General features: G+C 68.2%; 17 protein-coding genes. 12 read left to right on the forward strand and 5 right to left on the reverse strand.

The features are described 5' to 3' along the window. Positions 1 to 66 precede the first annotated feature (66 nt). Positions 67 to 981, reverse strand: a complete 915-nt coding sequence (metF, locus tag VFG33_RS25115) for a methylenetetrahydrofolate reductase [NAD(P)H] (RefSeq protein WP_325055406.1) — start codon at positions 979 to 981, stop codon at positions 67 to 69. A gap of 56 nt (positions 982 to 1,037) precedes the next feature. Between metF and VFG33_RS25120 the strand changes: the two genes are divergently transcribed. Further along, entirely contained in the window at positions 1,038 to 2,108 is a 1,071-nt protein-coding gene (locus tag VFG33_RS25120; protein WP_325055407.1) for a polyprenyl synthetase family protein, read from the forward strand. A gap of 13 nt (positions 2,109 to 2,121) precedes the next feature. On the opposite strand, the gene VFG33_RS25125 is transcribed toward VFG33_RS25120, so the two are convergent. Further along, a complete protein-coding gene (locus VFG33_RS25125; protein WP_325055408.1) occupies positions 2,122 to 2,538 on the reverse strand; it encodes a helix-turn-helix domain-containing protein in 417 nt (138 codons plus the stop codon). Positions 2,539 to 2,601: 63 nt separating this feature from the next. Between VFG33_RS25125 and VFG33_RS25130 the strand changes: the two genes are divergently transcribed. The 3 genes from VFG33_RS25130 to VFG33_RS25140 are packed head-to-tail and all read left to right on the forward strand — an operon-like array spanning position 2,602 to position 3,928. After that, positions 2,602 to 2,946, forward strand: a complete 345-nt coding sequence (locus VFG33_RS25130) for a DUF4180 domain-containing protein (protein WP_325055409.1) — start codon at positions 2,602 to 2,604, stop codon at positions 2,944 to 2,946. Positions 2,947 to 2,983: 37 nt separating this feature from the next. After that, on the forward strand, positions 2,984 to 3,148 hold the full coding sequence (locus tag VFG33_RS25135) for a hypothetical protein (RefSeq protein WP_325055410.1): 165 nt from the start codon (positions 2,984 to 2,986) through the stop codon (positions 3,146 to 3,148). A 24-nt stretch (positions 3,149 to 3,172) separates the two neighbouring features. Beyond that, positions 3,173 to 3,928, forward strand: a complete 756-nt coding sequence (locus VFG33_RS25140; RefSeq protein WP_325055411.1) for a YqjF family protein — start codon at positions 3,173 to 3,175, stop codon at positions 3,926 to 3,928. Here the strand turns inward: VFG33_RS25140 and VFG33_RS25145 are convergent. Genes VFG33_RS25145 through thiE form a run of 3 tightly spaced genes read right to left on the reverse strand, consistent with a single transcriptional unit; the run spans position 3,906 to position 5,412 of the window. Next, positions 3,906 to 4,334, reverse strand: coding sequence for a barstar family protein (locus tag VFG33_RS25145; protein ID WP_325055412.1), 429 nt, complete (start codon positions 4,332 to 4,334; stop codon positions 3,906 to 3,908). The genes VFG33_RS25140 and VFG33_RS25145 overlap by 23 nt on opposite strands. Then, on the reverse strand, positions 4,331 to 4,750 hold the full coding sequence (locus VFG33_RS25150) for a guanyl-specific ribonuclease (RefSeq protein WP_325055413.1): 420 nt from the start codon (positions 4,748 to 4,750) through the stop codon (positions 4,331 to 4,333). The genes VFG33_RS25145 and VFG33_RS25150 overlap by 4 nt, the downstream gene beginning before the upstream one ends. Then, entirely contained in the window at positions 4,747 to 5,412 is a 666-nt protein-coding gene (gene thiE / locus VFG33_RS25155) for a thiamine phosphate synthase (RefSeq protein ID WP_325055414.1), read from the reverse strand. The genes VFG33_RS25150 and thiE overlap by 4 nt, the downstream gene beginning before the upstream one ends. Positions 5,413 to 5,489: 77 nt before the next feature. Between thiE and thiO the strand changes: the two genes are divergently transcribed. The 8 genes from thiO to VFG33_RS25195 form a co-directional block, all read left to right on the forward strand. Beyond that, positions 5,490 to 6,677: a glycine oxidase ThiO gene (thiO, locus tag VFG33_RS25160; protein WP_325055415.1), complete on the forward strand. Its 1,188-nt coding sequence runs from the start codon at positions 5,490 to 5,492 to the stop codon at positions 6,675 to 6,677. Then, on the forward strand, positions 6,674 to 6,886 hold the full coding sequence (gene thiS, locus VFG33_RS25165; protein WP_325055416.1) for a sulfur carrier protein ThiS: 213 nt from the start codon (positions 6,674 to 6,676) through the stop codon (positions 6,884 to 6,886). The genes thiO and thiS overlap by 4 nt, the downstream gene beginning before the upstream one ends. 10 nt (positions 6,887 to 6,896) lie before the next feature. Next, positions 6,897 to 7,673: a thiazole synthase gene (locus VFG33_RS25170; protein WP_325055417.1), complete on the forward strand. Its 777-nt coding sequence runs from the start codon at positions 6,897 to 6,899 to the stop codon at positions 7,671 to 7,673. 277 nt (positions 7,674 to 7,950) lie between these two features. Then, entirely contained in the window at positions 7,951 to 8,916 is a 966-nt protein-coding gene (locus tag VFG33_RS25175; protein WP_325055418.1) for a lytic transglycosylase, read from the forward strand. Positions 8,917 to 9,048: 132 nt separating this feature from the next. Beyond that, on the forward strand, positions 9,049 to 11,010 hold the full coding sequence (gene pknB, locus VFG33_RS25180; RefSeq protein WP_325055419.1) for a Stk1 family PASTA domain-containing Ser/Thr kinase: 1,962 nt from the start codon (positions 9,049 to 9,051) through the stop codon (positions 11,008 to 11,010). A 53-nt stretch (positions 11,011 to 11,063) separates the two neighbouring features. Further along, entirely contained in the window at positions 11,064 to 11,252 is a 189-nt protein-coding gene (locus VFG33_RS25185) for a DUF1918 domain-containing protein (RefSeq protein ID WP_325055420.1), read from the forward strand. A gap of 29 nt (positions 11,253 to 11,281) precedes the next feature. Then, on the forward strand, positions 11,282 to 12,163 hold the full coding sequence (locus VFG33_RS25190; protein WP_325055421.1) for a DMT family transporter: 882 nt from the start codon (positions 11,282 to 11,284) through the stop codon (positions 12,161 to 12,163). Positions 12,164 to 12,189: 26 nt separating this feature from the next. Then, on the forward strand, positions 12,190 to 13,293 hold a 1,104-nt coding region (locus VFG33_RS25195; protein WP_325055422.1), incomplete at its 3' end, for a glycoside hydrolase family 15 protein.

The following is a 13,293-nucleotide window of genomic DNA, read 5'->3' on the forward strand; positions in this document are numbered from 1 at the left end:
CGCCACAGATCTCTTACGTCCGAAGAAGTGAAGGGCAGGCCCTCCAGTCCTTCGGACGTAAGCAGGTTAGACGGGGGTGGATTGGAGGTTTTGGTAGACCTGGCGGGTGGCTGTGGAGCGGTTGAGGGTGATGAAGTGGATGCCGGGGGCTCCGCCGGCGAGGAGTTGCTCGCAGAGTTCGCTGGCGATCTCGATGCCGACTGCGCGGACCGCCGCCGGATCGTCCTCGACCGCGTGCAGCCTGTCCGTGACGGCCGTCGGCAACGCCATGCCGGTCAGCTCCGCCATCCGGTGGATCTGCTTGATGTTCGTGACCGGCATGATGCCCGGCAGGATCGGCATCTCGCAGCCCAGCGCCGAGACCCGGTCGATCAGGCGGAAGTAGTCGTCCGCCCCGAAGAACATCTGGGTGATCGCGTAGTCCGCACCCGCGGCCGCCTTCGCCGCCAGTACCCGCGCGTCCGCGTCCAGATCAGTCGCCTCGGGGTGCTTGTCGGGGAACGCCGCGACGCCGACGCAGAAGTCGCCGAGCGACCGGACCAGCTCGACCAGCTCGACCGCGTGGTTCATCCCCTCGGGGTGCGCCACCCATGGCTGGTTCGGACCACCCGGCGGGTCGCCCCGGAGCGCGAGCACGTTGCGGACCCCGGCGCCGGCGTACGCGCCGATGACCGAGCGCAGCTCGTCCTTCGAGTGAGCGACACAGGTGAGGTGGCCCAGCGGGGTCAGCGAGGTGTCCTGCGCGACGCGCTCGGTGACCCGGATCGTGCCGTCGCGAGTCGTCCCGCCGGCGCCGTACGTGATCGAGACGAAGGTGGGCCGGAGCTGCTCGATCTCGCGGATCGACCGCCAGAGCACCTCCTCGGCCTCCGGGGTCTTCGGCGGGAAGAACTCGAACGAGAAGGAGCGGCTCCCGGACGCGAGCAGCTCACGGATCGTCGGCGTACTGCCGGGAAGCGTCGAGGGGAGACCGTTGACCATCTGGCCAGGCTACCGGGGCGTGGGCTCTCGCGCGCGGACCGACTACCCTCCGAGACGTGTATTCCGAGCCAGACATCCCGACTGACATCCAGCACGCGCTGACCGGCTTCCTGGACATCCAGCAGGTGCGCCTAGCCGAGATCGGGCCCGAACTGGAAGAACAGGTGCAGGCCGCCCGCGACGCGACCAGCGGCGGCAAGCGGCTGCGGCCGTCCTTCTGCTACTGGGGATTCCGCGCTGCCGGCGGTGATCCGGCGCAGCCGATCCTGAAGGCCGCGGCCAGCCTGGAGATGCTGCACGTCAGCGCGCTGGTGCACGACGACGTGATGGATTCATCGGACGTACGCCGTGGCGCGCCTGCCGCACACCGGCGGTTCGAGGCGCTGCAGCGGGCCCGTACCGAGGCCAGTGGGAAGGGCGGTGATCCCGTCGGGTTCGGGATCGGCGCGGCCATCCTGCTCGGCGACCTCTGCCTGATCTGGGCCGACGAGATGATGCACACGTCCGGGTTCGACGCGGCTGCGCTCGCTCGCGCGTCCAAGTTCTTCGATGCCGTCCGGGTCGAGGTGACGTCCGGGCAGTACCTGGATCTGGTCGCGCAGGCCAGTGGCGAGGCCGACATGGATCGTGCGCTGCGGGTCCTTCGCTACAAGGCCGCGACCTACACGGTCGAGCGGCCGCTGCACATCGGAGCCGCGCTCGGTGGTGCCGGGCAGCATCTGATCGACTCGCTCTCGGCGTACGGGTTGCCGTTGGGTGAGGCGTTCCAGCTGCGGGACGATCTGCTCGGCGTGTTCGGCGATCCGGCGCTGACCGGGAAGCCGGCCGGAGACGATCTCCGCGAGGGCAAGCGGACGGTGCTCACCGCCTATGCGGTCGAGCATGCATCGGAGGTTCAGCTGGCCGAGTTCGACCGGTTGTTCGGGCGCCGGGATCTGGATGATGACGAGATCCAGTTGCTGCGCGAGATCCTGCAGGACAGCCGCGCAGTACAGGCTTGCGAGGATCTGATCACCGAGCGCACCGAGGACGCGCTGGACTCTCTCGACCGTGCCCCGCTGGAGGACGAGGCCGCCCGGAAGGCACTGGCCGACCTCGCGATCGCGGCCACGGCACGCCTCGTCTGATTCCTCTCGAGCCTCAGGGCTGGGCGAGCAGGGCGATCAACCGCAGCAGTTCGGCGGCCGCGGTCGGGTCGCCGAGGATGATGACCTTGAGGGTCGCGCGGTCCTCGTTGTAGGCGGTCTCGACGCGGAGCCCGGTGCGGCCCTGGTTGAGCGAACCGATCACGTGCGTGCTGATCCGGTCCGCGCCGGCCCGGTCGACCGCGTCGATCTGCACGATGCTCGACACCTCGACGTGCCGGGCGCGCGCATCCGCGTCGAGCACCGCGGCGCTGGTCCCGGTGAACGCTTCCAGATCGTCCCGGGAGATCCGGTACTGCTTCCCGATCCGGACCGCCTTCAGCCGCCCGTCCCGCACGTAGTTGCGGATGGTCCGCACGTGCAACCCGAGCCGCTCGGCAACCTGCTCGACCGAGTAGAGCTCTTGCGGCATCCGGACTCCTTAGAATTCCCTATAAATGACTAGGGATAGGTCTTTTAAGGTACTTTAGGGCACATGACTGAGCTAGACGGCGTCTTCGTCAGTACGGATTCCATCAGCGACGACCGGGATGCCGTCGACCTGATCGCGAAAGCACACTACGACCACCACGCCCAGTGGGTGCTCTTGCGCGTCGACCAGTTGCCGGCGGAGTTCTTCCAGCTGCGGAGCGGCGTCGCCGGCACGATCGTGCAGAAGTTCGTCGATTACCACATGGCGCTGGCGATCGTCGGCGACATCTCGACGCCGCTCGCGGACAGCGAATCCGTCCGTGACTGGGTCCGCGAGGCCAACCGAGGACGCCACTTGTGGTTCGTGCCAGACCTCGCCGCCTTCGAGGGGCGCCTCGCTGCGAGCTGATCACCAATCGTTCACGCTGTGGTGTTATCCAGACCCCATGACCGCAGAACATCCTGAGGGCGAAGAGTTCCAGGCCGACGACCTGCTCGAAGCCGAGGAGGAGGCCGGGTTCGATCTCGACGTCGACGTCGCCCAGCCGCTCCCCCATCCCGGAAACGAGGCCTTCGACCTGGACCTCGACATCGGCCTCGACCATCCCTGACTTCCTCCGCGCTAGATTCGCGGAATGACGGAGGCGGTGTCGCGGGATGCGCCGGGGCTGGGTAGGCCGCGGATCCTTCGGCAAGGGTGGCGCGAGCTGGTCTTTCTGCATTGGGCAGTCGAGCCCGCGCGGGTCGCGCAGTACCTCCCGCCGGGCACTACCCCGGATATCTTCGACGGACGCACGTATGTCGGGTTGGTGCCGTTCCGGATGGTCGACACCGGCCCGCCGCACGGTCCCGCGGTGCCCTGGCTCGGGACGTTCCTGGAGACGAACGTGCGCCTGTACTCCGTCGACAGCACCGGCCGCCGCGGAGTCGTGTTCCTCAGCATGGACGCCGATCGCGTTGCAGTGGTCGCCACGGCGAGAAGTGTCTTCGGTCTCCCCTACCGCTGGGCTCGCATGCGGCACAGCGAGCTAGACGGCCTGCATACCTACACGACGACAGTCCGATGGCCCCGTGTCCGCGCTGCGAGCTCCATCAGCGTCAAACCCGGTGCCGCATTGACGCCGGGATCGCTCGAGGACTTCCTGACGGCCCGCTGGGGTCTGCATGTGGCACGAGCCGGTCGCACCTGGTACTTGCCCAACGAGCATCCCGCCTGGGTACTGCGGACGGCCGAGCTCGTGAACTTCACCGACGACGGCCTACTGGCCTCTGTTGGACTAGGTGAGCTCAGCTCTCGTCTGCCGGATCACGTGGCCTTCAGCGACGGCGTACCGGCTCTGTTTGGGTTGCCGTCGAGGGCAACCACTCCTAGAGCACCGGTACGTCGCTGACCAGGTCCGGGACGTCGGCGGCCTCTCGGAGAATCACACGAAGCTGTCCTGACTCCTTGGCGTCCTCGGTGAAGATCTGGAGGGCCACGTCGACCGTGTCGTGGTCATGGTCGAGCAGTTCGCGCCAGCCCTCCCACAGCACCACCTCGGGCTCTCCGGTCGACCTGTCGCGCATGGAGTCCACCAGAGCGTCCCAGTTGCGGCCGAACCACCGCGGCAGGTCGAAGGCGGTCGCACAGACGTCCAGGAACCCGGTCTTGTCGTGGACCCCGGTGGTGTCGAGCAGGACGTAGTTCCAACCTGCGGCGGTGACACTGCGGCGTACCTGGTCGGCCGTCAGGTCGGAGCGCCAGCGGTACACCCCCGGACGCAGGCCGGCGTCCAGCAGGGCGCGCAGGTCAGTCATTGGTCTCCCCCATCCGCCTGGACCCGGCGGAAAGACTCGTAGTGATCGTCGGTGTAATAACGCTCGCCGCCCTTCCCGGTCACGATCCGGCGGGCACCGCGATCATTCTCGCCAGGCGTCTTCACGGTGTACTCCAGGTAGTAGCCGCGGTCCTGCTGCGGCAGGATCTTCTCCCGATTGCCGAACACCACGCCATCCTGCTTGTACGGGAACGGTCCACCCTTGTCGATCAGCTCGAGCGTCTGCTGCCCCTCCTTGGGCAGGTCCACGGCCGCCACGAACGTCAGGCCGCTGACCGAGTCCTTGACGGCCGTCTTCTCCGGGCTGCAGCCGAACAGCGAAGCGGCCAGCGTGATGATCAGCATCGCGATCAGCACGGCCGCGACGATGCGCGCCGTCTTCGGGTTGTTGATCACCCGGCACCTCGCAGCCGCCTGCTGAACTCCGCAGCCGCCGCAGCCGGGTCGTCCGCCTCAGTGATCGCCCGTACTACGACCACTCGGCCGGCCCCGGCTTCAACCACCTGGTCCAGCCGATCGAGGTCGATGCCACCGATGGCGAACCACGGCTTGTCCGACTGACGACTGGCGGCGTACGAGACGAGCTCGAGTCCCGCGGCACTCCTGCCGGGTTTGGTCGGGGTTTCCCAGCAGGGGCCGACGCAGAAGTAGTCCGAGCCTTGCTCGGCGACAGCGGCGTTCACCTGGCTGAAGGTGTGGGTCGAGCGGCCGATGATCGGGTCCATGCCGGTGATGGCGCGAGCCGCCTGCACTGGGAGGTCCCGCTGGCCCAGGTGGAGCACATCAGCTCCCGCGGCGAAGGCGATGTCTGCACGGTCGTTGACGGCCAGCAGCTTGCCGTGCCGCTTGCAGGCGTCGGCGAAGACCTCCAGAGCCGCCAGCTCGTCCGCGGCCTCCAGGTCCTTCTGCCGGAGCTGCACGATGTCGACGCCGCCACCCAGCGCGGCATCCAGGAACTGCTCGAGATCGCCCTGCTTCTCCCGTGCATCCACACAGAGGTAGAGCCGGGCAGCGGCCAGCTGGTCACGCGGTCCAGGTTCAGCGGTGTGCTCAGTCACAGGCCCAGCCTGCCATGTGTATACCGTCGTCCAGACCGGGGCGGTGGGGTGGGGCAGACATTAGTACTGTTAGCCGCATGCCTGAGGAAGCGTCCGATGTCGTCGTGATCGGCGCCGGGCTGATCGGTCTGTCGGTCGCCTGGCGGCTCGCGGCAGACGGTATCCAGGTGACGGTATGTGATCCGACACCCGGCACTCAGACGTCCTCGGTCGCGGCGGGCATGCTCGCCCCCGTCACGGAGGTCGAGTACGGCGAGGACGCTCTGCTCGCGCTCAATCTCGCCAGTGTGGCCGCGTGGCCCGGCTTCGCGGCCGAACTGGAAGCACTGACAGGGCTTCCGGCAGGCCTCAACCGCACTGGAACCCTGTCTGTCGCGTACGACGTCGACGACGCCGCGGCGATCCGCCGGCTGGCCGAGTACCAGCGACGCCTCGGCCTGGAGGTCGAGGAACTCACCGGCCGCGAGACCCGCAAGCGCGAACCGCTACTGGCCGCCGGAGTCACCGCCGGTGTCTGGGTGGCAGGCGACCACTCGGTCGACAACCGCCAAACCGTAGCCGCACTCCTCCGCGCCACCGAACTGGTAGGCGTACGCCTGATCCGCCAGCGAGTCACCCGCATCCTCACGACCGGTACTACGGCCACCGGTGTGCAACTGGAGAGCGGCGACACCATCACTGCACCACAGATCGTCGCCGCGGCCGGCCCGTGGTCCGCGCAACTGGAGGGCATTCCCCAGGAGTTGCTGCCGCCGGTACGACCCCTCAAGGGAGAGATCCTGCGGCTCCGCGTGCCCGAGGCTTACCGCCCCGCCCTGCACCACACAGTGCGAGCCACTGCGAGAGGCTTCGCCGTCTACCTGGTCCCCCGACCCGGTGGAGAGCTGGTGGTCGGGGCGACTACCAGCGAGCTGGGCTACGACACCAGGGTGCTGGCGGGCGGCGTGTTCTCGTTGCTGCGTGATGCACGGATGATCCTGCCGATCACCGACGAGCTGGAGCTGGTCGAGTCGGTGGCCGGCCTGCGCCCCGCGACACCGGACAACGCGCCGATCCTGGGGCCGTCAGGGATCGACGGGCTGCTCTGGGCCACAGGGCACTACCGCAACGGAGTACTGCTGACTCCGATCACCGCGCAGGTCATCGCCGAGACCGTCCAGACCGGGGCCGTCCCTGAGCTGGCGGCGCCGTTCCTGGCGAGCCGGTTCAGCGAACATGGACAGGCTGATGGCAGCGCGGAGACAGTGCCTAAGGTAGCGAGGTGAGTGAGGTCATGAACGTGCTCGTGAACGGCGCGGCCGAGCAGGTCGATGCGGGAGCCACGGTCGCCGACGTGGTCGACCGCTGGGCCCGCAGCCCGCTCGGGGTCGCGGTGGCAGTGAACGAAGCGGTAGTGACCCGCGCCGACTGGCCCGGGACCACACTGACCGAGGGCGACCGGGTGGAGATCCTCACCGCGGTCCAGGGCGGTTGAGGAGGAACCGATGAGCGACGACACCCTGGTGATCGCCGGGCGTGAACTGACGTCCCGGCTGGTGATGGGGACGGGCGGTGCGCCCAGTCTCGAGGTGCTGGAGGAAGCCCTGGTGGCATCCGGCACACAGCTCACCACTGTGGCGCTGCGGCGACTCGACCCGAGCCAGCAGGGTTCTGTGCTGGATGTCCTCCGCAAGCACGACATCGCAGTACTTCCGAACACCGCAGGCTGTTTCACCGCAGGCGAGGCCGTACTGACGGCCCGGCTGGCTCGCGAGGCGCTGGAGACCGACCTCATCAAGCTGGAGGTGGTCGCCGACGACCACACGCTCCTGCCGGATCCGGTCGAGCTCCTGGATGCCGCCGAAATCCTGGCCGCCGACGGCTTCTCGGTGCTCGCCTACACCAATGACGACCCGATCCTGGCTCGCAGGCTCGAGCAGGTGGGATGCGCTGCGGTGATGCCGCTAGGTTCGCCGATCGGTTCGGGCCTGGGGATCCGCAACCCGCACAACATCAGCATGATCGTCGAGGCCGCCCAGGTGCCGGTCGTGCTGGACGCGGGCATCGGTACTGCGAGCGACGCGGCGCTGGCGATGGAACTGGGCTGCGACGCGGTGCTCCTGGCCACTGCCGTCACCCGGGCCGAGCGGCCCGCTCTGATGGCCGCCGCGATGCGGGACGCCGTGACGGCCGGACGGAACGCGCGGCTGGCCGGACGGATCCCCCGCCGCTACCACTCCGCCCAGGCCTCGTCTCCCCTGGACGGCCGCGCGTCGCTCTGACGGTCACTCTCCGCGATGACCTCGCGCGGCCGCGGAGTACCGGTTAGGTGCCCTCGGCACCTGTTGCCGGGGGCAAAGGACCCCCTCCGGACGCTTTCTGGCGTTGGGATTGCGTGATCGGGTCATCCCGGTGCGTTCATCGATTGTGAACCACATCCGTGTAGTTCAGGCGTAAACTGTAAACATTGGGTAACAGCCGTAACAAGTGACCCATCAGCACCTGTTGTCACATCCGTACCACCACTTACCGTCAAGGGACGTTCACACGGGGAGATGGATGATGCGGACCGTAATACGAGTGCTGACTGGTGTGGCGGTGCCCCTGATCGCGGCAGGTGTGATCACGGCGGGCTCGCCGGGCTTCGGCCAGTACAAGGTGAAGAACGGCGACACGCTCAGCCACATTGCCGCGAAGTACGGAACGACGGTCAGGACGCTGGTCCAGCTGAACGACCTGCCCGGCAACGGCAACGCCATCTACGCCGGCGAGACCCTCACCCTGCCCGGCGGCAAGCAGGCCAAGACCTCCACACCCAGCCGCCGCGGCCGGATCACGTATGTGGTCAAGCCCGGCGACACCATCGGCAAGATCGCTCTGCGGTACCACGTGTCGCAGGGCTACCTGCTGTCCGTGAACGGCCTGAAGCGAAGCGACCACATCTTCATCGGCAAGCCGCTGCAGGTCCCCGTCCCGGTGCCCAAGGCCGCACCGAAGGCCAAGGCGCCCGCCAAGAAGAAGACGAAGAACAACACCTTCGCGGGCCGCACGTACCCCGACCACATCGTCAGCGCGGCCGACAAGAACCGGGCTGTCCTGAAGAACCGTAAGCTGCCGACCCGCGGCCAGATGCGATCGCTGATCGTCTCGACCGCCAAGAAGTACGGCGTCGATCCCGAACTCGCACTGGCGATCTCCTGGCAGGAGTCCGGCTGGAAGCAGCGGGTGGTCTCCCCCGCCAACGCGATCGGCGCGATGCAGGTGATCCCGTCGACCGGGCGGTTCTCCGCGAGCATCGTCGGCCGCAAGTTGGACCTGCTGAAGCCGCTGGACAACGTCATCGCCGGTGTGGTGCTGCTGGACCGGCTGACCGCCGCCGCCAAGCTCGACATCGCGGTGGCCGGCTACTACCAGGGCCTCGGCGGCGTGAAGCGTAACGGTATGTATCCGGACACCAAGGTCTACGTGAAGAACGTGCTCCGGCTCAAAGCAGCGCTCGAGGGCGGCTGGAACCCGGCGAGCTAGCGGTGCGTGATGACCAGTAGGCCCGGTACCAGACCGGTGACCGAGGGTGGCCCGGCGCGGCGGGGAAGCCGCCGCCGGACCACTTATTTACACTCTCAGAGCAGACATGCTTCGAGAGGCGGCTCACCGCACGTGACGGACGACGTAGACACCCAGGTCGGCGACCGCCTGGTCGGGCGGGTGCTCGACGGCCGGTACCGGGTGGGTGCGCGCGTCGCCAAGGGTGGGATGGCGACCGTCTACGAGGCGCTGGACATGCGGCTGGACCGGGTCGTCGCGCTCAAGGTGATGCACCTCGGACTGGGTGACGACGCCGAGTTCGGCCGCCGCTTCGTGGCCGAGGCCAGGGCGGCCGCGAAGCTCTCCCACCCCAATGTGGTGGCCGTTTTCGACCAGGGCGACGACAACGGGACGCTGTTCCTGGCGATGGAGTACGTGCCCGGCCGGACCCTGCGCGACGTCATCCGGCAACAGGCACCGCTGCCTCCGGGCCGTGCCCTCGACCTGCTCGTGCCAGTGCTCTCCGCGCTCTCCGCCGCGCACGACGCGGGCATCGTGCACCGCGACATCAAGCCCGAGAACGTGCTGATCTCCGACGACGGCACGGTGAAGGTCGCCGACTTCGGGCTCGCCCGGGCCGTCACCACGACCGGCCAGACCGCCACGCAGGGGCTCCTGATGGGCACTGTCTCCTACTTGGCGCCCGAGCTCGTCACGGACGGTAGTGCCGATGCCAGGTCGGACGTGTACTCCGCCGGCATCCTCCTGTACGAACTGCTCACCGGCAGCAAGCCGCACACCGGCGACACCCCGATCCAGGTCGCCTACGCCCACGTCCACGCCGATGTGCCGCCCCCGTCGTCGCTCGAGCCCAGCATTCCCCCGTACGTCGATGCGCTCGTGCAGCGGGCAACCGCCAGGGACAGGGAGTTCCGTCCGGCCGACGCTCGGGTGTTCAGCCGTCAGGTGCACCGGGTGCGCAGTGCCCTCGCGGACGGGCTGCCGGACGACCCGGAGCTGACCGGCGATCTGACTGTGCCGATCCAGCAGATCCGCGAGGACAGCGGCTACGACGACGGCTACACCCGGGGCGACGGGTACGTCGAGCACGCGTGGCAGGAACCACCTCGCCACGACACGATCGTCGTACCGTTCGAGCCCGGGCGGCCACCGCCTGGTCCGGCGACGCGGGTAGCTCCGCAGCCGCGGCCGAAGGGGCGGGGGTTGATCGCGCTCATCGCGATCCTCGCGCTGGCCATCGGCGTCGGCACAGCAGGCTGGTACTACGGAGTGCACCGCTATACGTCGACCCCCGTGCTACTGAACCTGTCTGCGGCAGCCGCGACCGCTAAGGCCGAAGAGGTCGGTCTGCGGACCACAGCGCTCAACCAGGACTTCTCCGAGTCGGTGCCCAGGGGCCAGGTCATGCAGACCGAGCCCGCCCCGGGTGAGCGGGTTCGGAAGGACGGCGAGGTCGGCCTGGTCGTCTCGAAGGGGCCTGAGCGGTACAGGGTGCCGCAGCTGGCCGGGGTCGACATCGAGGCGGCCAAACGTTCCCTGGAATCGATCAAGTTGGTCACCGGTCGCGTCACCGAGAACTACAACGAGACCGTTCCGGCCGGGCGGGTGATCGCCTTCACCCCGAAGTTCGACACGGTGATGAAGCCCGGCAACACGGTGAACCTGTGGGTCAGCCTGGGCAAGCGGCCGATCGACGTCCAGAACTTCACCGGGAAGAAGGCGCAGGACGCCAACAAGGCGCTGCGCAAGGCCGGCTTCACCGTCGGCCGCACGGATCAGTACGACGAGACCGTTCCCGAGGGGCAGGTGATCAGCCAGACGCCGAACAGCGGGACGTTGTTCGCCAAGGACAAGGTCCAACTGGTGGTCTCGAAGGGCCCGCCGCTGCGGGAGGTGCCGGACGTCAAGCGCAAGCAGCTCGACGAGGCCCGGCAGATCCTCACCGACGCGGGCTTCAAGGTGAAGGTCGAGAAAGCGCCGTTCAACCTCGGCCTGAACCTGGTCGCCGGCCAGAACCCCGGCGCCGGCGACAAGGCCCAACCCGGCACCACCATCACGGTCACCGTCCTCTAGCCCTTACAGCAGCGATGCGGGCGCTCTAGGCTGAGGAGCCGGAGGTGATGAGCATGCGCGCTGAAGTCGGTGACCTGCTGCACGTCCGCGGCAGGACAGTGGGCACGCACGAACGCCAGGGCGAGGTGCTGGAGGTCCGCGGTGAGAACGGCGCCCCGCCGTACCTGATCCGGTTCGACGACGGGCACGAATCGCTGCTGTTCCCCGGCACGGACTGTGTGGTGGAACACCACACGCCCTGAACCTGTCAGGTGTCTGACAAGCTTTGCGCGTGAATCACCCGCGCATCGCTGTCTTTGCGCTGCTCGCAGTCGCGGCGGCCTGGGGTTCGACGTTCTTCCTGACCAAGGATCTGCTCACGCGGATGGACGTCGCGGACTACCTGGCTTTGCGGTTCGCGATCGCGGCGGTCGCCCTGATCGCCGTCTATCCGGCGGCGATGTCGCGGTTGAGCCGGCTCGATCGGGGCCGCGGTGTCGCCCTCGGCGTCACGTACGGGATCGCCCAGTTGGTCCAGACCGAAGGACTGCGGCACACCTCGGCGAGTGTGTCCGGCTTCGTCACCGGCATGTACGTCGTCTTCACGCCGCTACTGGCCGCGGTCATCCTGCGGCACAAGATCGGGCGCTGGGCCTGGATCGCCGTGGTGCTCGCGACGGTCGGACTCGGCGTCCTGTCCTTGCAAGGCTTCAGCCTGGGCCCGGGTGAACTCCTCACGCTCGCGTCAGCCGGCCTGTACGCCCTCCACATCATCGGACTCGGCGCCTGGTCGACGCCGTCGAACGCGTTCGGACTGTCGGCGCTGCAGATGGTGGTGATCACCGCTGTCTGCGCGGTCGGCGCGATCCCCGGTGGGTTCGACCTACCGAGCGGCGCCGGCGACTGGACGCGGGTGATCTACATGGCGCTGGTCGCCGGTGCGCTGGCGCTGATCGTGCAGACTTGGGCGCAGGCGCATCTGACTCCGACCCGGGCGGCGATCGCGATGACGATGGAGCCGGTGTTCGCGTCCACGTTCGCCGTACTGTTCGGGACGGACAGCGTGACCGTCCGGATGCTGATCGGCGGCGCGCTGGTGCTGTCGGCGATGTACCTGGTCGAGTTGGCACCGCGCCGGAAGTTCGAGGTCGAGGTGCAGCATCTCGCCCAGTAGTCGGTTGGCTGTAAAGGGGTTGGGCGATGCGGGATGACAGCGCGCGGCGGGTCCGGTGGTTCCCGGCCGTCGTGATCGTCGTGCTGCTCGCGTTCCTGGCCGCCGGTACCGCGTCCAACCTGCGGCGCAATCCGCAACCCCAACTGGTTGCCGAGGGCATCCCCGGGCGGATGCCGACGGCAACCGACGATCTGCTCGACCAAGCCCTCGCCGACCTGGACGCGCTGACCCAGCCGAACGGCGCGACCTTGGCCGGCTGGGACGGCCCGTGGAGATTCGTCTGGCCGCGCGACGCCTCGTTCGCCGCCGCCGCGCACTGCTCCGTCGGCCAGTACTCCGCGGCCGCCAAGGTGCTGGGATTCCTCGACGGGGTCCGACCTGGCTCCGGGCGCTGGGAGGCCCGGTACTTCGCGGACGGCAGCGGGCATCCCGAGGACGGACGGGCCGGACAGCTCGACGGATCCGGATGGGTGCTCTGGGCAACGTGGTTCTGCCGGGGCGCCGGGGACCTTGCGCAGTACTGGCCGATGGTGAAGGAGAGCGGCGACCAGATCGCGGCGGAGCTCGGTGCGGACGGGTTGCCGGGGGCGTCGCCGGACTACTGGGAGCGGCCCGAATCCGACGTGACGTTGGGCACGATCGCTCCGTTGCTGACGGGTCTCCGGTCCGGTATCGACATCGCTCGTACGTTGGGTAAGAGTGCCGAGATCTCTTCCTGGCAAGGTGCTTTGGATCGTTTGTCAGCGGCAACCGATCGTGACTTCGGGCCCGACTACCCGCGCACGCCGGCGGACACTGTGAGCAACCTCGAGACCGGCATCGGCGGCGACACCACGCATGGACAGGCCGGCATCGGCGGCGATAGCGCAGGTGGGCTGATCGGGATCGGTGGTGCTGCTGACGCGATCGTGACGGTGCTCGGTCCTCCCTTCGCCCCGGAACGTCCTGAGGTGACGGCTGCGATCGAACGAACGCACGATGTCCTCACCCAGCCCAACGGCGGAGTCACCCCCAACGAGGAGTGGCGGGCGGACGGGGTCGCGTGGACGCCGCAGACCGCGCTCTTCGCGCTGAGCGCCGCGGCCCGCGGCGATCGCGCGACCGCCACCACGCTGCTGAACTGGCTCGAC

It is taken from the genome of Kribbella sp. (genome assembly GCF_035687465.1).
Lineage (GTDB): Bacteria > Actinomycetota > Actinomycetes > Propionibacteriales > Kribbellaceae > Kribbella.